At 61.3% G+C, this 18,271-nt stretch carries 14 protein-coding genes and 1 pseudogene; 11 read left to right on the top strand and 4 right to left on the bottom strand.

Going from position 1 to position 18,271, the window contains the following annotated elements; all coding sequences use genetic code 11:
- Positions 1 to 159 precede the first annotated feature (159 nt).
- Both LDN75_RS09770 and acs read left to right on the top strand, forming a co-directional pair.
- Positions 160 to 3,168, top strand: coding sequence for an amidohydrolase family protein (locus LDN75_RS09770; RefSeq protein ID WP_223937088.1), 3,009 nt, complete (start codon positions 160 to 162; stop codon positions 3,166 to 3,168).
- A 159-nt stretch (positions 3,169 to 3,327) separates the two neighbouring features.
- Positions 3,328 to 5,295 carry an acetate--CoA ligase gene (acs, locus tag LDN75_RS09765; RefSeq protein WP_223937087.1) on the top strand — a complete coding sequence of 656 codons (1,968 nt, stop codon included), beginning with the start codon at positions 3,328 to 3,330 and terminating at the stop codon, positions 5,293 to 5,295.
- Positions 5,296 to 5,463: 168 nt separating this feature from the next.
- On the opposite strand, the gene LDN75_RS24130 is transcribed toward acs, so the two are convergent.
- A complete protein-coding gene (locus tag LDN75_RS24130) occupies positions 5,464 to 5,610 on the bottom strand; it encodes a hypothetical protein (protein ID WP_263422357.1) in 147 nt (48 codons plus the stop codon).
- Positions 5,611 to 5,850: 240 nt separating this feature from the next.
- Here LDN75_RS24130 and LDN75_RS09755 point away from each other — a divergent pair, with 240 nt between their 5' ends.
- The 6 genes from LDN75_RS09755 to LDN75_RS09730 are packed head-to-tail and all read left to right on the top strand — an operon-like array spanning position 5,851 to position 11,760.
- A complete protein-coding gene (locus tag LDN75_RS09755; protein ID WP_223937085.1) occupies positions 5,851 to 6,195 on the top strand; it encodes a hypothetical protein in 345 nt (114 codons plus the stop codon).
- A gap of 27 nt (positions 6,196 to 6,222) precedes the next feature.
- Positions 6,223 to 6,897, top strand: a complete 675-nt coding sequence (locus LDN75_RS09750) for an ABC transporter ATP-binding protein (protein WP_346347163.1) — start codon at positions 6,223 to 6,225, stop codon at positions 6,895 to 6,897.
- Positions 6,897 to 7,760 (top strand): ATP-binding cassette domain-containing protein, encoded by an 864-nt coding sequence (locus LDN75_RS09745; RefSeq protein ID WP_223937084.1) that lies wholly within the window; start codon positions 6,897 to 6,899, stop codon positions 7,758 to 7,760. The genes LDN75_RS09750 and LDN75_RS09745 overlap by 1 nt, the downstream gene beginning before the upstream one ends.
- Positions 7,757 to 8,830, top strand: a complete 1,074-nt coding sequence (locus tag LDN75_RS09740) for a Gfo/Idh/MocA family oxidoreductase (RefSeq protein ID WP_223937083.1) — start codon at positions 7,757 to 7,759, stop codon at positions 8,828 to 8,830. The genes LDN75_RS09745 and LDN75_RS09740 overlap by 4 nt, the downstream gene beginning before the upstream one ends.
- Positions 8,831 to 8,881: 51 nt before the next feature.
- Positions 8,882 to 10,738, top strand: a complete 1,857-nt coding sequence (gene uidA, locus LDN75_RS09735; protein WP_223937082.1) for a beta-glucuronidase — start codon at positions 8,882 to 8,884, stop codon at positions 10,736 to 10,738.
- Positions 10,735 to 11,760, top strand: a complete 1,026-nt coding sequence (locus LDN75_RS09730) for an SDR family NAD(P)-dependent oxidoreductase (protein ID WP_223937081.1) — start codon at positions 10,735 to 10,737, stop codon at positions 11,758 to 11,760. Before uidA ends, LDN75_RS09730 begins: the two co-directional genes overlap by 4 nt.
- A gap of 392 nt (positions 11,761 to 12,152) precedes the next feature.
- Here LDN75_RS09730 and LDN75_RS09725 read toward each other — a convergent pair.
- The 3 genes and pseudogenes from LDN75_RS09725 to LDN75_RS09715 form a co-directional block, all read right to left on the bottom strand.
- A pseudogene (locus tag LDN75_RS09725) lies at positions 12,153 to 12,401 on the bottom strand (3-oxoadipate CoA-transferase); the annotation flags it as partial.
- Between the two features lie 10 nt (positions 12,402 to 12,411).
- Positions 12,412 to 13,458 carry a LacI family DNA-binding transcriptional regulator gene (locus LDN75_RS09720; RefSeq protein WP_223937080.1) on the bottom strand — a complete coding sequence of 349 codons (1,047 nt, stop codon included), beginning with the start codon at positions 13,456 to 13,458 and terminating at the stop codon, positions 12,412 to 12,414.
- 4 nt (positions 13,459 to 13,462) lie between these two features.
- Positions 13,463 to 14,083 (bottom strand): HAD family phosphatase, encoded by a 621-nt coding sequence (locus LDN75_RS09715; RefSeq protein ID WP_223937079.1) that lies wholly within the window; start codon positions 14,081 to 14,083, stop codon positions 13,463 to 13,465.
- Positions 14,084 to 14,378: 295 nt separating this feature from the next.
- Between LDN75_RS09715 and LDN75_RS09710 the strand changes: the two genes are divergently transcribed.
- Genes LDN75_RS09710 through LDN75_RS09700 form a run of 3 tightly spaced genes read left to right on the top strand, consistent with a single transcriptional unit; the run spans position 14,379 to position 18,266 of the window.
- Positions 14,379 to 15,431 carry an extracellular solute-binding protein gene (locus tag LDN75_RS09710; protein ID WP_223937078.1) on the top strand — a complete coding sequence of 351 codons (1,053 nt, stop codon included), beginning with the start codon at positions 14,379 to 14,381 and terminating at the stop codon, positions 15,429 to 15,431.
- Between the two features lie 37 nt (positions 15,432 to 15,468).
- Positions 15,469 to 16,527: an ABC transporter ATP-binding protein gene (locus LDN75_RS09705; RefSeq protein ID WP_223937077.1), complete on the top strand. Its 1,059-nt coding sequence runs from the start codon at positions 15,469 to 15,471 to the stop codon at positions 16,525 to 16,527.
- On the top strand, positions 16,524 to 18,266 hold the full coding sequence (locus LDN75_RS09700; RefSeq protein WP_223937076.1) for an iron ABC transporter permease: 1,743 nt from the start codon (positions 16,524 to 16,526) through the stop codon (positions 18,264 to 18,266). The genes LDN75_RS09705 and LDN75_RS09700 overlap by 4 nt, the downstream gene beginning before the upstream one ends.
- The last annotated feature ends 5 nt before the right edge of the window (positions 18,267 to 18,271 follow it).

The raw sequence follows: 18,271 nt of genomic DNA, 5'->3' as shown, positions 1-18,271 counted from the left end.
GTGGGAATTTCGCGATCTTTCGAACAGGGTGCAGATATTCGGGCGCCGATGGAGGTCATGGGATGCGTAGCCAACACATCCAATCGCGTCGCGGGCACGTCTCTTCAGATGGGGCTGCGCTCGTTGACCTCTGAAGCCATGGACGCAAGCAATCGGACTATGCACTGGCCTGATGCGCGATGGGTTGAGCTGCGAGAGGGCACCAACATCTGCGCAGCGGTGTCCCCTGATGGATCCATTGTGGTGATCGACCTGCTCGGGATGCTGTGGACGATGCCCATTTCCGGCGGCGAGGCCCGTCCCATCACCGACGAACTGGCCGACGCAACCCAACCGGACTGGTCACCAAACGGTGAGACGATTGTGTTTCAGTCCTACAGATCGGGTAACTTCCACCTCTGGCAAGTAGCGGCTGACGGAAGCAATATGCAGCAGTTGACCTTGGGGCACTTTGATCACAGGGAACCCAGATTCTCTCCAGATGGCAGGCGCATCGCTTTCTCCTCGGACCGGGGCGGCAGTTACGGGATCCACGTGCTCGATCTTGCCTCCGGACAGGTGACGGCCTGGACAAACGGTGCGGGCGAGGAAGCGGCTCCGGCTTGGTCGCCCGACGGGGCTCGGCTGGCGTTCACCGTTGACAGCGTAGCCATCGATTCCGTCGACGTCACTGGGAATCGGCGTCGCCATATAGAGGCTACGGACGCCCTTGTGCACGCTCCAAACTGGACCCCGGACGGCCAGGACATTAGCTACGTTCTCTTCGAGGGACAGCTGCCCGGCCCCCTTGGGTTTGGCCCGACCCGCTTGATGATCAGTGGGGAATGCGTCACTGCGGAGAACGAAGATGTCTTCCCATTCCGTGCCATGTGGTTGCCGAGCGGCGAGGTTCTGTACACAGCGGACGGAAAGATCCGCCGTCGGATGCTGTCAACAGAAACCGTGTCAGACATCCCTTTCACGGCCCGGGCCCGGGTAACACGACGCCAGAAGCTTCCGACGAATCGAATTTCTGTGCAGCCCAGGCGCGATAGTCCACTCGGGGTTGTTGGACCCGCCCTCTCACCAGACGCCGGAACGGTTGCGTTCTGCGCCTTGGGCAGCCTTTGGCTGATGCCCGTGGGCGGCCGACCACGCCAGCTCACCCATCGCACTTATGTCAGCGACCCTGCGTGGTCGCCGGACGGTCATTTTCTGGCCTACACGTGTGACCGTTCCGGTAACCCGGACCTATGGATCCACGACATTAGGACAGGAACCGATCGCCGGCTAACGCACCTCGGATTTCCCGCCGTCGCGGCAGCCTGGTCACGGACCGGTGAGCACCTCGCCTTTCAAGACCATGAGGGGGCCACATACGTCACCGACATCGACACCGGCCACACGAAGAGGGTCCTTGAGCCATTGTGGCAGCCAGGCAGACCCACATGGTCACCCGACGGATCCCTGCTTGCCCTGGCAGCGGTGAAACCTTCATCTGCACGTTTCCGCGAAGGATCCAATCAAATCCTCACCCTGGACCTGCAGACAGGAATGACCACCTTCCACGAACCCGGACCGCAGCGCTCACTGAGCACCCGAGGTTACGACGGCCCTGTCTGGTCCCCTGATGGGTCCCGGATGGCTTTCGTCATGGACAGCACGCTCTGGGTCACAGACGTGGACCCAACAGGGCGGCCTATCGGCGACGCACAGCAGCTGACAGAGGAACTGACCGACGCCCCTAGTTGGAGCGGCGACTCATCAAAACTGCTGTACCTCTCCCAAGGACAGCTCCGTATGATTCCAGCCAGCGGGGGTCCAGCGGAAACCATTCCAATAGCGTGGCCGCAGACGCGTTCGACTTCGCGGGGCAGGACGATCATCCGCGCAGGGCGTCTTTGGGATGGTGAGTCCCGTCGGCTACGTGAGAACGTGGAAATTGTCGTCGAAGGCGACCGGATCGTCGACGTTGGACCCCCCTCGGCTGACCGCACCGGGCCGGTTATCGATGCAAGCCACCTCACGGTGATGCCCGGCTTGTCAGACATGCACGTCCATCCTCTGATGAAGGGCAAATTCTTTGCTTCGCGTCAAGGCCGAATCTGGCTGTCGTTCGGCGTCACCACAATCCGTTCGCCAGGGGATCCTGTGTATCAGGCGATGGAGGAACGCGAAGCGATAGCTGCACGCCATCGCCTTGGACCACGCTACTTCGGCACCGGCGAAGCAATCGATGGCAGCCGTATCTACTACAACTTCATGCGTCCAACGACAACTGACGAAGATCTTCGACGCGAACTGGGCCGCCTCGAGGGTTTTGACTACGACTTGGTCAAAACCTACGTACGGATGCCTGTCACCGCCCAGCGCGCCGCGATACAGGAAGCACACAAGCAGGGGCGCTGGGTAACCTCCCACTACCTCTACCCCGCCGCGCTGCTGGGTATGGACGGCATAGAACACCTGTTTGGTTCCAATCGGCTGGGGTATTCCCAAACCATGACCCGCGGCGCCCACGCCTACCACGACGTCGTTTCAATCCTTGGCGAGAGCCGAATGTCCATCACTCCAACCCTTACGGTCGCCGCCGTGTTACTTGCCGACGACGATTCCTGGCTGACTGACAAACGAGTCACGGCGCTGTATCCAGCATGGGAAATGGAAACCCTGCGGCGCAAGGTGCAACTCGTGAAGTCAAGCCCGAAAATAACGAAAACTCTGAGAGCGGCATTGGCTTCGCAGGTGGCAGTTGTGCAGCGCATCATGGACCGCGGTGGCCTGGTCATCAGCGGCACGGACGCGCCCATAGACCACACAGGAATAGGCCTCCACCTCAATTTGCGCGCCATGGTCGCCCACGGCGTCAGCACTTATGAGGCTCTGAGGACCTCCACCCACAATGCCGCGACAGTGCTGGGGGCCGAGAAGGATCTCGGCAAGGTCAGGCCCGGATTCCTGGCTGATTTGATCTTCGTGGACGGGGATCCACTGACAGACATTAGTGCAGCCGCCAACGTGCATAAGGTCATGGCTCAAGGACAGATCCATGATGTCGACGACCTTCTGGCCAGCGCATGGGCGAAAGGCGACCCTGACGACCAACTCCAGGCCCGTACGGGCTCCCCACAGACTCAATTTGCGGACCAAAGAATAGTTCGCTGGCTGCCGCCCTCGGGCTGCTGCTAGACCTCCAGGCTCCTACCCGGGTCAGACCACCCAATCGGTAGCCAAATCAAATGCGCTTTCGCCTGACGCCGCTTGCACCAACGAACCACTTCAAGAACCCGCCACAACATCCGGCACAGCCGCCCGTCCGGGAACAGCCCTTCGACCCGAAAGACAGTCATGACGATTACATCCGTAGCCCACCCAGCCAGTTTCGGCCCCTCAGCGGAGTTTGCCGCCAACGCCGTGGCCACCGCCGATGTTTACAAAGAGGCTGAGGCTGACCGCCCGGCGTTCTGGGCCAAGCAGGCCCGTGAGCTGCTGACCTGGGACAAGGACTTCACCGAAGCCCTGGATTGGTCCAACCCGCCGTTCGCCAAGTGGTTCGTGGGCGGCGAGATCAACGCCGCGTACAACGCATTGGACCGGCACGTCGAGAACGGTCTGGGCGACCGCGTGGCCATCTACTTTGAAGGCGAACCCGGCGACACCCGCACGTACACGTATGCGCAGCTGACCGAAGAGGTCAAGAAGGCGGCCAACGCTTTTGAGTCGCTCGGCGTTGCCAAGGGCGACCGCGTGGCTGTGTACCTGCCGATGATTCCCGAGGCTGTCATCACCCTGCTGGCCTGCGCCAGGATCGGTGCTGTGCACTCGGTGGTGTTCGGTGGTTTCTCCGCGGACGCCCTGCGCTCCCGCATCGAGGACGCCGAGGCCAAGCTGGTGGTCACTGCCGACGGCACCTACCGCCGCGGCAAGCCCAGCGCCTTGAAGCCGGCCGTGGACGAAGCCCTGTCCAAAGCGGGTCACACCGTCCAGAACGTCGTAGTGGTCAAGCGCAACGGCGAGGACGTCAACTGGGTGGAAGGCCGCGACCTGTGGTGGTCCGACACGGTGGACGTCGCAGACACCGAGCACACCGCCGTCGGGCATGACTCCGAGCACCCGCTGTTCATCCTCTACACCTCCGGGACCACCGGTAAGCCCAAGGGCATCCTGCACACCACCGGCGGCTACCTCACCCAGGGCGCATTCACGCACAAGGCCGTGTTCGACCTTCACCCGGAAACCGACGTGTACTGGTGCACCGCCGACGTCGGCTGGGTCACCGGCCACTCATACGTCGCCTACGCGCCGCTGATCAACGGTGCCACCCAGCTCATGTACGAAGGCACCCCGGACTCCCCGCACCAGGGCCGCTGGTGGGAACTGGTCGAAAAGTACAAGGTCTCCATCCTCTACACCGCACCGACCGCGATCCGGACGTTCATGAAGTGGGGCCGGGAGATCCCGGACAAGTACGATCTGTCCTCCATCCGCGTCCTGGGCTCGGTGGGCGAATCCATCAACCCCGAAGCCTGGATGTGGTACCGGGACGTCATCGGTGCGAACGCCGGGAAGAACGGTGAAAAGAAAGACAACCCCGCGCCGATCGTGGACACCTGGTGGCAGACTGAAACCGGCGCCCAGATGATCGCCCCGCTGCCCGGCGTGACCGCCACGAAACCCGGCTCGGCGCAGGTTCCGCTGCCCGGCATCGCCGTGGACGTAGTGGACGAAGCCGGCGAATCCGTGGCCAACGGCGAGGGCGGTTACCTGGTGGTCCGCGAGCCGTGGCCGTCCATGCTGCGCGGCATCTGGGGCGACCCGGAGCGTTTCAAGGACACGTACTGGTCGCGGTTCGAGGCCATGTACTTCGCCGGCGACGGCGCCAAGAAGGACGAGGACGGCGATGTCTGGCTCCTGGGCCGCGTGGATGACGTCATGAACGTCTCGGGCCACCGCCTCTCCACCACGGAGATCGAGTCCGCCCTCGTCTCGCACCCATCTGTCGCGGAAGCAGCCGTGGTCGGTGCCGCCGACGAGACCACCGGGCAGGCCGTCGTCGCGTTCGTCATCCTCCGCGGTGACGCCGTGAACAACGGTGACGAAACCGTCCTGGAACTGCGCAACCACGTGGGCAAGGAAATCGGCCCGATCGCCAAACCCAAGAAGCTGCTGATCGTCCCGGAACTGCCCAAGACCCGCTCCGGCAAGATCGTCCGCCGCCTCCTCAAGGACATCGCAGAAGGCCGCGAGACTGGCGACGCCACCACCCTGGCCGATCCGAGCATCATGACCCAGATCGCGGAATCGCTGCGTAAGTAGCGTCACCAGGGGCACCGCTGCCCCGATACGCACGCACCACGTTTCCGTCCGGTCCGGATCGAAAGCAGCTAGGAAGGCCAACATTGCCCCTCCGACTACGAAAGTCAATGAACCAACAACCTGAACGGGTAGGCAGTCGACGACACTTAGGCCATCGGCGCCTCTCCACTACGTCTTCTGGCTGAAGCTTTCGATGCTGTCAGCAGCGATAGTCGCGTACAGCCGACGTGTTGCGCGGTCCATGTGGGCCCTCATGGCGGCTCGTGCCTGTTCGGCATCTCCGTCGATGATGGCGTGCAGGATTGGGGTATGCATCGCCAATGATGTTTCCGTTTCACCCGCGGACGCGATGACCTTCTCGGTCCACTCACCGGCCTGTACGCACCTGAAAGAATCCCCGCTGTGGAGTCTCGAAGTTCCCTTCAATGCCAGGCTTCTGGACGAGCTGCTTGAGCAGCATGCGCCGCAGCATTCCTGATAGGTTCGGCGATCAGCCTGCAGTCCGGTCTGGCTTTTCTCGGCGTTGGGTCCAACCTCGTTCCCAGCTTTGGTGCAATGATCGCCGACGGATTCACAAACCTTTACGTCGACCCCACCCAATTCATCTGGCCCAGCGTCATGCTGGGGACGCTTACTGCTTCCCTTGTATTGCTCGGAAATTCCCTGCGGGACGCCTTTGAGGGAGCAAAGCTCAAACCATCAAAGGCTTCGGCGCCCAGAGCAATTACCCCCACCAGGGACAGCATCCACGGCTCAGCGGCGGACCTGCTCTCGGTTGACGACCTGGCCATCGCTTACCCCACTCCGGCAGGCCAGCTGAGGGACGTGGTGAAGGGAGTTAGCCTCAAACTGCGCGCAGGTGAAACCCTCGGCCTGGTGGGTGAATCCGGCTCCGGATAGACGCAGACCGCCTTTGCCATCCTCGGTGTGCTTCCGCCCGAGGCCGTGGTCACGCAAGGCGCTATACAGTTGGATGGTCGCCATCTGATCGGCCTTTCGGAGCAAGGGCTACGCGCCCTCCGAGGACGCGAGATCGCGTACATCCCGCAGGAACCTATGTCGAATTTGGACCCCTCCTACACGGTTGGCGCCCAACTCGTCGAAGGCATCCGCGCCTCTGCCCGGATGTCACGCCGGGAGGCAAAGGCGAAAGTGATAGCGCTGCTGGCACGTGTGGGTATCCAAGATCCCCAGCGAACGTTCGATTCCTACCCGCACCAGATCTCCGGCGGAATGGCACAACGCGTGCTCATCGCCGGCGCCGTGGCAAGCCGCCCCAAGCTCCTCATCGCCGATGAACCCACGACGGCACTTGACGTCACAGTCCAGGCCGACATCCTGGATCTGATACGGGACCTACAGGCCGAGCTAAACATGGCTGTGTTGCTCGTAACGCACAACTTTGGAGTCGTGGCAGATATCTGCGATCGGATTGCCGTGATGCAGGACGGCCGCGTTGTCGAATCAGGAACCGCGTTGGAGCTCTTCCGGGAACCGCAACATTCATACACTCAAATGCTTCTGGGCTCCATCCTCGACGAGCACACCATTCGGACCGACCAGCCCACGCCGGTCGTGACGGCCACCGGGGGAAAGAACTGATGACAACACCGCTATTGAACGTATCAGACCTCCGCGTGGCCTTCAAAGGCCACGGATTCCGGCCTCGGGAGGTGGAAGTCCTACACGGGGTTTCCCTAACAATTGCCGAGGGCGAGACCCTCGGAGTCGTGGGCGAATCCGGATCCGGAAAGACCACCATTGGGCGGGCAGTCCTGGGTCTTGTAAAACCCAGTGGTGGGCGCATCACCTTCCGTGGTTCTAACATCACCCATGCCACTCCGAAGGAACGCCGTACCCTGTCCAAAGACATCCAGGTCGTCTTCCAGGACCCCTACACCTCCCTCAACCCGTCCCTGACCATCGGTGACACCCTGAGCGAGCCCCTCATCGTCGAAGGAACAAGCGCCACGCAAGCACGCGCCCGCGTACGCATGCTGTTGGATCAAGTCGGCCTGCCCGGAGACGCGGCGGAACGTTTGCCCCGCGAGTTCAGTGGCGGACAACGTCAACGAGTCGCCATAGCCCGGGCCCTTGCGCCGGAACCCAAACTCATTGTCTGCGACGAACCGGTCTCGGCGCTGGACCTTTCCACACAGGCCCGTGTCATGGACCTTTTCATCGACATCCAACGGCGCACAGGCGTTGCCTACTTGTTCGTCTCACACGACCTGGCAGTGGTCCGGCACATCAGCCACCGCGTCAGCGTCGTCTACAGAGGGGACATCGTTGAAACGGGCCCCGCGGACCGGGTAACTTCCACTCCAGAGCATCCCTACACCCAGAGGCTGTTACTCGCGGCGCCCATCGCAGACCCTGTGGAGCAAGAGAAACGCCGGGCAGAGCGCCATCGCCTTGCGGAGCTGCACCGGGAACAGCAAATCCAAGCAGGAGTGGCGGGATGACGGATAGAGCCGTGGATGAAAGACTGCGTCCCCAAACTCCATTGCGGTGGGCTATCGCCGGGGCCGGCACTATCTCCCGGAGCATAGTGCCCGATCTGCAGCTCTTGCCCGGAAACCACGTGGAAATTATCTTCAGCAGAAATTCGGCCAAGGCGGCACGCTTCGCGGAAGAGTTCGGGCTGGACCGGTGGACCGACGACTTCGATTCACTGGTCAGGGATCCTGGCGTTGACGTTTTGTATCTGGCGACGCCGTTCGCTACCCACGCGGCCATGGCGCGCCAGGCGCTGCTTGCCGGCAAACATGTGGTTGTCGAAAAGCCCATGGCCTTGAACGCGGATGAAGTGCAAGAGCTCTTCGCGCTGGCGGAAAGCCAAGGGCTTTTTCTCATGGAGGCCATGTGGATGAAGTTCAACCCCGCATTCCAACACCTTTTCGAACTCCTCAACAGCGGAATTATCGGAAAGCCGTCCAGCCTCCGCGCAGGGTTTGGCTTTCCCCTGATCGCCGATGGTGGCAGCAGATGGGACATTGCGCGCAGCGGAGGAACACTCCTTGATCAAGGGATCTACCCAGTGACGTTGGCCCACTCAATCTTCGGTGAGCCAACAGCCATCACGGCCCAAGGACGCCTCAGGGACGACGGGCTGGACTTCGCCGAACATTTCACCCTCGACTTCCCCGGGGGCGAGTTTGCGCAATGCGCGAGTTCAATGACCGAATTCGTCGATCCCTCCGCCGCTATCAGCGGCGGCAAGGGCTGGATCACCATCCCAGGCATGTTCTGGACATCCACCACTCTCCAGATCCACGCCGGTTCCTGGGAAGAAATGTTCGCGCCTGAGCCCATCGATCACCTTCGTGAAGGCAACGGCTACGTCCCCATGCTCAGAGCCGCCAACGAAGCAATCCAGATCGGGGCAATCCAACACCCAATACATCCGGCAAAAGACACGATTGCCGTTTTCCGCACCCTGGACACCATCGCCAGCCGCGTCAGGGCATCGGCGGGGTCCGCTCCGGATGCCCTCGACGACGAAACGAACCACGCGCTTCCCGGCTTCGTCTAGGCATTCGCCCTAGCCCGCTACCTCATTGACAGCCAAGCAGGAGAAAATACATTGCTTAAGCCCCGCCCTACAATCACCCGAGAACTTATCAACCTGGACGGTCTTTGGCGCTTCGCCCTTGAAGATGCAGACGTTCACGCGCCTTGGAGAGGCGTCTTGGGGGGCAAACTCGAAGCCCCTGTCCCCTCGAGTTATAACGACCTTTTTGCCGACCAAAAGATCCGGGACCACGTGGGATGGGTGTGGTACCAGCGCACGGTGCGCGTACCGCGAGGCTGGACCGGGGAAAGAGTTTTGCTCCGCTTGGACGCAGCCACCCACGAGGGCAAGGTCTATGTTGACGACGTCCTGGTAGCCCAGCACGTCGGTGGCTACACACCCTTTGAAGCAGACATCACCGACCACGTCTCACCGGGAGGTGAATTCCGGCTCACCGTTGGGGTGAACAATGAACTGACCAATGCCACCATCCCACCGGGCAGCATCAGTGTCAGCCAGGACGGGCGACGCCAACAGACCTACCTGCACGACTTCTACAACTACGCTGGCCTGGCGCGGTCAGTGTGGCTCTACAGCAAACCAGAACGCCACATCCGCGACGTCACTGTTGTCACCGGAGTCATCGGCCGCACCGGCGTCGTCGACTATGTTGTCGAAACGAATCACCAAACGTCGGTCCGTGTCCGGGTTTTGGATGCTACGGGCCAGGAAGTTTCATCGGCCGAAGGCACTCAAGGGACACTCACTATTGACGATGTCTCGCTGTGGCGACCAGGTGCTGCCTACTTGTACAACTTGGTGGTAGAGCTCCTCGACGGCGAAGACGTGATTGACAGTTACACAGAGCCGTTCGGTGTGAGAACTGTCGAAGTCCGCGGGACCCAGTTCCTCATCAACGGAGAGCCCTTTTACTTTACGGGCTTCGGCAAGCACGAGGACACAGCCGTCCGGGGCAAAGGTCACGACAACGCCTACCTTGTGCACGACTTCCAGTTGCTGGATTGGGTGGGAGCCAACTCGTTCAGGACCTCGCACTACCCCTACGCCGAGGAGGTGCTGGAATTCGCCGACCGCCACGGCATCGTCGTCGTCGATGAAACCGCCGCCGTCGGACTGAACCTGGGGGTCCAGGGTGGACTCACAGGGGTGGGCCCCAAACCCACGTTTTCCCCGGACACCTTCAACCACGAAACCCAGGCAGCCCACGCCCAGCACCTTCGCGAGGTCATCTCACGCGACAAGAACCACCCAAGCGTTGTCATGTGGAGTATCGCCAACGAACCGGCTTCTAACGAGGACGGGGCACGGGAGTTCTTCGAGCCCCTCGTCCGGCTCGCCCGTGAGCTCGATCCAACGCGTCCCCTGACTTACGCCGCTGTCATGTTTGCAACCTTCCAGAACGACAAAATCGCAGACCTCTTCGACGTTCTCAGCATTAATCGCTACTACGGCTGGTATGTCTTCACCGGGGACCTTAAGACCGCAGAAGATTACCTTGAACGTGACCTCCGCGGCTGGGTGGCGGCCTTTGGCAAACCCATCATGATGAGCGAATACGGGGCAGACACCATGCCAGGGCAACACTCCATCTGGGATATGCCTTGGAGCGAGGAGTACCAGCAGTCCTTCCTCGCCATGAACCACCGCGTCTTTGACAGGATCGACGGCTTTGTAGGCGAACACGTCTGGAACTTCGCCGACTTCCAAACGTCCAACGGCATTCATCGTGTGGACGGCAACCGGAAGGGCGTATTTAGCCGGGATCGAAAACCAAAAGCAGCAGCACACACCCTTCGTGACCGGTGGGCAGGTCTAAACGGTGCCAAGCCCGCACCGGACGAAACAGAGGTTTCCGGAAGCCTAACCAACGAGCCCAAGTCAGCACCAGCCCTCGAAGGAGCAAAATGACCAACAACATCAAGGCCCTGACCAGCTCACGCCCTATTCGGGAATGGCTGGCCCATCCCACTGGCGGTCCCCTCATTCGGGAAATGCTGAACGCGGCCGGGCAGGACGAATCAGCCCTAAAACCCATCGATCACCTTGCCCTCCAGCAGCTCGTTGAACTCGGTGGCGAACAGTTCCCCCAATCTCTACTCGATCAGCTGGTGAGTGAAGCAAACGGCGGTTACATACCGGACGATGACGCTGAGGACGCAGAGGGGAACGTTTGGCAGGAACGCATCACCGACGGCAGATTCCTTGGCAAGACCGTCATCGTTACGGGCGCTGGCTCCGGGATCGGCCGTGCCACTGCCTCCAGGATTGCCCGCGAAGGGGGAAGGGTAATTGCCGTAGACATCGCAGCTGCACGGCTGGACTCGCTCGTGACGGAACACCCCGAGGGTGAGGTGACGACAGTGCTGGCCGACATCACCAAGGACGATGACATTCTCAGGATTGTGGAAGCTGCTGGCGACCGGATATATGCCTTGGCCAACGTCGCCGGAATCATGGACGACATGACCCCCTTGCACGAGGTGGCCGATGAGGTCTGGGACCGCGTGTTCGCGGTCAACGTCGACGGAATGTTCCGGCTGACCCGCGCCGTACTTCCGATCATGATGGCTGCCGGGCGCGGTTCCATCGTGAACGTTGCCTCCGAAGCCGCACTTCGTGGCAACTCTGCAGGGCTGGCGTACACCGCTTCCAAGCACGCCGTTCTCGGACTGACCCGCAGTACGGCCTTCATGTACGCGCCTCAGGGAATCCGCGTCAATGCAGTCGCACCAGGCCCGGTTGCAACAGGCATCGAGGCCACCTTTGGATCGGAGCTTGGCGCGAACCGGTTGGGTCCGTTCATGCAGATAATCCCACCTGTGGCCGTGGCCTCGCAGCTGGCTGCCTCCATCACCTTCCTCCTCAGCGAGGACGGAACCAACATCTCCGGCGCCGTCCTGCCATCGGACGGTGCGTGGTCAGTCCAATAAGGACAGCCATTGAGGTCCTCACTGCAAACTATGAAGTGAGGACCTCCGGCACTTAACGGTGGCCGTGGTACCTCCTCATCCTCTTCCTGCTGGTTTGGTCCTGGAAAACAGAGATCACTGGGGTTAGTCGCGCCGCTAGGAGCGCTTACGGGAAGCGCTCAAGAAACCCCAACAGTCATCGCCCAGGAGGAGTCCGAGTCCCGCAGCGATAGGCAGACTGGACAACCCTGCTGCGCCCTGACACTGGCTGGAGACCGTCTAGGTTTCAACCCTGACACTCGACGCATCCACTCAGCTGGCCGCCGAACATATGGGCCCTTATCGGCAAACGAGTGGGACGAGTAGAAGTAGCTGCGAGAACTCCCACCCACTGACGACCTCCTGCGGGCCGGTTATCTACGATTACTGCGCGGCTTTGAGGGGGCGGGGAGGAGGTCCTGGAGTTCTTCGAGGGTGGTGCCGAAGGTTTCGCGGACGGTGACGCCGTTTGGGCCGGTGAGGAAGACGGCTTCGTCGGTGTAGACGCGGGGCACGCAGCTGACGCCGGTGAGCGGGTGGGCGCAGGACTCCACGATCTGGGACGCTTCTCCGCGGGTCAGCAGGATCATCATCACGAAGACGTCCTTGGCGCCGGTGATAAGAGGGAAAAGGTCAGCGGGAGGCGCCGACTGTCACGGGGCGAACAGTGCGACCGGGGATGAGGGAGCCGCCGATCGCGATATGCGTCCTCTCCAAATTGCCGTCGGCGTCGATGGCTCTAATAATGAGATCGACGGCCTGTGCCCCGATGTGATCTACCGGCTGGCGAAAGCTGGTGAAACCGAAAAAGGGTTGAGCAAGCGCGCCGATGCCGCCGTAGCCCGTGACTGACAGATCGTCGGGGCAGGATAGACCGCGTTGCCTAAGCACTTCGAGGACATCCACCATGGCTGCATCCGTTGGGCACATGAGCGCAGTGAGAGAGGTGTCCTCGACGATGCGGTCCATGTTGGCCACAAGGTCCCAGTCTGAACCGACTTCGATTGCCACGGCGGCCGCGCCGCGCTTGGTGATCTGTTCGACCATGGCCGATGTGCACAGGTGCTGCGACCGGGAGTACGCCTGATCGACGACACCGACCGCGATACGGCGGTGTCCCGCATCGAGGAGGTAGTCAGCGAGCTGACGACCTCCGTCGGCCTCATCCCCGTAAACGCCGGAGACAGTCCCGAGTTCCATACGTCCGGCAACCACCATCGGCACTCGATCGATGTACGGCTTGACCAGCTCGGAATCCAGCTGGGCGGAGGCGAGGATGAGTCCATCGACCTGGAGCGAGATGAGCGACTTCATCGCCCCGATGGCGTCGTCCACCTCGAGTTCGCCTGCGCTCGTCATGGCGACGAGGCGGTATCCGCGAGTTTCTGCCTGCTCTTGAAGGGCAGCGAAGAGGCGGCTGTAGTAGGGGCGATTGACATCCCTGAGGACGACACCGAGGGTGCGCGTGCGGGAACGGAGACCAGCAGCCATGGCGTTGGCAACATATCCGAGTCGCCGTGCCGCAGCCTCAACGCGTTCGCGGGTGACATCACTGACCTCGCCCTGACCGAGGAGTGCTCGCGAAACGGCCGACTTTGACACCCCGGCTTCTGCGGCGATGTCGAGGATGGTCGGCGCCTTCCGCCTGCCTGGCATTGAGTTCGTGCTGTCAGTGCTCATCAGTTCACAAGATACCGATCTCTTCGAGGACCGCACGAGTCCGAGCCCCGGACGTCCAAAGATATGCGTCCCATCCTGCTTCGATCGCCGCATCCACATTCACCTGTCGGTCGTCGAAAAAAACCACCTGCGAAGGGGCGATCTGCATTCCCTCGGTGACTGCGACGTAAATCTCTGGATCGGGTTTGGCCATCCCCAGTTCCGCTGAGAAGAAAAACGCTTCCACATCTCGTGCCCACTCACTCGCGCGAACGGCTTCTGCCATCGGGAAGGGGGCGTTGGAAAGAAGGCCTATCTTGACGGCCCGCGCCTTCAGATCGCGGATGACGGAGACAGCATCCTCGCGGACCGCAGCCCACGTCGCTGAATCAATGTCGGCTAGGCGCTGTGCGAGGGCCCCGTCCTGATCCTCGACACCGACGAGACGTGCGACCCCTGGCCAGTAATCGTGAAGGGACGAGCCTCGGTCGTGAGCATCCCGGCCGGTCCAGTAAGCGTCCCGGACCGCGTCGGGATCTGAACCGAGCGCTTCCGCAAGCTCCTGGTAAAGGTTGACCGGAGTCGCGAGTACCTCGCCAATATCAAAGACCACCACACGTACTTCATCTAAACGGGAACGTTCCATGCCATAAGACTATAGCCACAATTAGGGCCATCTTCGACAGATTACTCGAGACGACAGATAACAACCGTCCCGTCTACAGGAGTAGTAGATATTAACCCTCCATTCACTGGGCATTCACCTCTGGACCCGGTCGCATTCACCTGCGGTCCCAAAAATGGGCTACACGACGGGAACGTTCCCGTCTGTGCAGAATTTGCGCCGACTGGTTCGCATTGCGCAGCACAGCAGTTGAAGCTCCAGCCTGAATCGCACGCGGTCCCCCACCACCGTTGTGCTCACAATGAAGAGAGACAGCATGAAAAAGTTCATCTCCATCGTCGCCACCGGCGCCCTGGCACTCAGCCTCGCCTCCTGCAGCACCGGAGGTTCAAACCACGAAGGGGCCACCGCCGACGCGGGGCCGCTGGTCATCTATTCGAACTCTGTCAGTGACGGCCGCGGCGATTACCTAGCCGCGGAAGCCAAGGCTGCAGGGTTTGATATCGAGTTCGTAGACATCGGTGGCGCGGACCTCACCGCTCGAGTTAGTGCCGAGGTCAACAACCCCGTAGCCGACGTGATCTTCGGTCCCACTGATCTCCAGTTCCGCGCAATGAAGGCTGCCGGCGCGCTGCAGTCGTTCAAGCCCGAGTGGGCCGGCGAAGTGGAGCCCGCCGATGAGGACGGCACCTACTACTCGATCGTGCAGGAGCCTTTCTCTCTCTATTACAACGATGCCGCTTATCCAGGAGGAAAGGGCGCGCCGCAGGACTGGACCAGCCTCTTCAAGGACCCGGCCTTCCACGGCACTTATCAGAGCCCCCGGGCATTGGGCGGAACGACCTCCCAGATGATCCTCATCGGTTTCCTCGCTCGGTACCGCGATGACAACGGCAACCTCGGAATTAGTGACGAGGGCTGGAAAGCCATCCATGAGTTCTTCGAGCACTCCAACCCCGAGGTGGAGGGCGTGGACCTGTACTCGCGCATGGCTGCTGGACAGGTAAACACCGGCCAGATGTTCCTCGCGGGCAAGGCCAGCCGCGAAAAGCAATACGGCATCGCCACCACCGCCGTTCCCAGCTCGGTGGGCGTGCCCTTCGGCACCCAAAACGTCGGCATCGCCAAGGGCAGCGGTCGGGCTGAGCGTGCAAAGCAATTCGTCGACTGGTTCGGCAGCGCAAAGGTCCAGGCAGGTTGGTCGAAGAAGTTCTTCACCGCTCCCACTAACCAGGTCGCCATCGGTGACGCGGACCCGAAGGCGGTCGCAGCGACGACGGCGTTCAAGAAGCAGGACATCGACTGGGGCTGGGTGAGCGAAAACCTGCCCTCATGGATCGAAGAGATCGAGCTCAAGCACATCGGCTGAGAACCGCAAGGCCGCCCCACTTCAACCGGAAGAACCAATGATTACTTTCTCCGACATCCGCGTCGAGTTCCCCGGGTTTGTCGCCCTGCCCAGCTTCAACATGGAAATTGAGGAGGGTGAGTTCTTCACCCTCCTCGGTCCCTCCGGCTGCGGCAAGACAACAGCCCTTCGCACACTCGCCGGTCTCATCGACCCCACATCCGGCACCATCACGATCGACGGCCGGGATGTCACCCGCGCCCGAAGCGACCAACGCCAACTCGGTATGGTCTTCCAGAATTACGCGCTGTTCCCTTCGATGAACGTCGGAGAGAACATCGCGTTCGGCCTGCGGACGAAACGGCTGACGCCCAAGGAAATTCGGTCAAAGGTCGCAGAGGTCGCCGCCACTGTGGATCTTCGCCCCGAGCAGCTGGACAAAAGCATCAGCGACCTGTCCGGAGGGCAGCAACAGCGAGTCGCCATCGCGCGCTCTCTCGCCCCGAACCCTCGTCTGCTCCTCCTCGACGAGCCGCTATCGAACCTCGACGCCAAACTGCGCCAGCAGCTTCGGGTTCAGCTGAAGGATTTGCAGCAGCGCGTGGGTATCACCACCGTCTACGTCACGCACGACCAGGACGAGGCCCTCGCGATGTCGGACCGCATCGCAGTAATGAACGCCGGCAAGATCGAACAACTCGGCACTCCCGAGGAAATCTACTCCCACTCCGCTACAGAGTTTGTGTGCACATTCATCGGGGAAGCCAACAGGCTCAGCCACGCACTGCTCGAGCGGATGCGCGACGCCGCGGCGCCATTGCTCGACCCCTCCCGCAACAGCTACCTCCGGTCAGAGAAGGTTCGTTTCGTCGAGCCCGGAGAACCCGACAACGGCTTCACGGTCGCTGGCACTATCGAGCGCCGCAGCTACTTCGGTGCCAACTCCGAGTACGTCATCGATCTCGGTGCCGCTGGCACTATTCGCGCCCGTGTTCTCGACGACGGCGACTCCCGTCGGGCCGCAGGTGACGCTGTCAAAGTCAGACTCCACGTCGAGGATGTTTTGCAGTACGACCAGAGCGGCGCTCGTGTCATGTATTCCAGGGTGGCATCATGAAAAGCATCCGCCGCATGCTCCGAAGCCCGCTGAATGTCACCATCATTGCGGTGCTGCTCTGGGTCATTGCCGTCTTCCTCCTCCTTCCCAACATCTCCGTCCTCGCAGCTGTTTTTACCGACGGCACCGGAGCGGTTTCGTTCCGTGCGTTCGAGCGGCTGATCAGCTCGGAGCGTTCGATGCAATCGCTCGCCAACAGCTTCGTGCTCGCCGCGGTTCTCGCCGTCACCGTCAACATCGTGGGCATCTTCATCGTCCTGGTCACACGCTTCTACGCGATCCGGGGCGCGAAGATCCTCTGGGTCGGGTACGCCACAACCCTCGTCTGTGGCGGGATCGTCCTCATCTTCGGCTACCGGCAGGTATACGGCCCTACCGGTCTCGTCACCAAGCTGCTGAGCAACTTCCTGCCGAACCTCGACCCGAACTGGTTCTCGGGCATGTTCGCCGTCGTCATGGTGATGACTTTCGCCTCCACCGGCAACCATCTGCTGTTCCTTTCGGCTGCCGTCAGCAAGATCGACTTCCAGACGGTTGAGGCAGCACGCATGCTCGGTGCGAGCGATAGAACACTCCTCTGGCGCGTCATTCTGCCACTCCTCAAGCCGATGACATTCGCAATTACCGTGCTGACCTTTCTCGGCGGCTTGAGCGCTCTCGCCGCACCACAGGTGCTCGGTGGGCGGGACTTCCAGACCGTTGCCCCGATGATCCTGAACTTCTCCCGGACCATCTCCTCGCGAGACCTCGCTGCCACTCTCGCGCTCGTGCTGGGTGTCGCGACAATCATCCTGCTCGCGATCCTTAACCGCGTCGAGAAGTACGGTACCTACTTCTCGGTAGCAAAGGTGGCCGCCCCACTTCAGAAACAACCCATTCGCAATCGCGCAGCGTCCGTGACCGTACACATCATCGCCTACCTGTTGTGGGCCGTATATATCCTTCCGCCGGTGCTCATCACGATCTTTTCATTCACCAACGCACGCGCCATCAACTCGGGCGATCTCACCTGGGACAGCTTCACCTTAGACAACTACATCACCGTGCTAACGACGGAACGCGGCTTCCAGCCCTTCCTCGTCAGTCTCGTGTACTCGGCGGTAGCCTCAGTCATCGTCGTCGTGCTCATCCTCTTCGCCGCAAGGCTGCTCCAGAAGCACAGGAACTGGTTCACACAGATCCTGGAGTACGCCCTGTACATTCCGTGGCTGCTTCCTGCGACGACCATCGCTCTGGGTCTCATCCTCACTTTCGACCACCCTCAACCTGCAGTGTTCGGCAAGGTACTCACCGGCACAAGCTTGATCCTCGGGATTGCCTACGTGCTCGGGAAAATCCCCTTCACCCTGAGGCTCCTGAAAGCCGCATTCGCGGGCGTCCCCGACCACCAAGAGGAAGCGGCAGCGATCCTCGGCGCCAAGCCACTGCGCTCGTTCCGCGTCGTGGTTGTGCCCGCAGTGATCCCAACGGCAGCGGCCATCATGGTGCTGAATTTCTCATCACTGCTCGATGAGTACGACTCCGCAGCGTTCCTGGCCTACCCGCTGCTACAGCCCCTGGGTATCGTGATCAAGAACGCCACCAGCGGCGAAACCGTCGATGACTCCACCGCATTGGTGTATGTCTACGCAGTCCTGCTCATGGTCATCTCCGCCATCGCGCTGTGGGTCGTCTACGGCCGCGCCAGCAACCCCAAGACCCGATTTAAGCGCTCGTTCGCGACGAGCGCCGACAGATAGCCGTC

Origin of the sequence: Arthrobacter sp. StoSoilB5 (genome assembly GCF_019977235.1) — a bacterium.
Lineage (GTDB): Bacteria > Actinomycetota > Actinomycetes > Actinomycetales > Micrococcaceae > Arthrobacter.
This window is presented reverse-complemented; position numbering and strand designations above follow the sequence as displayed.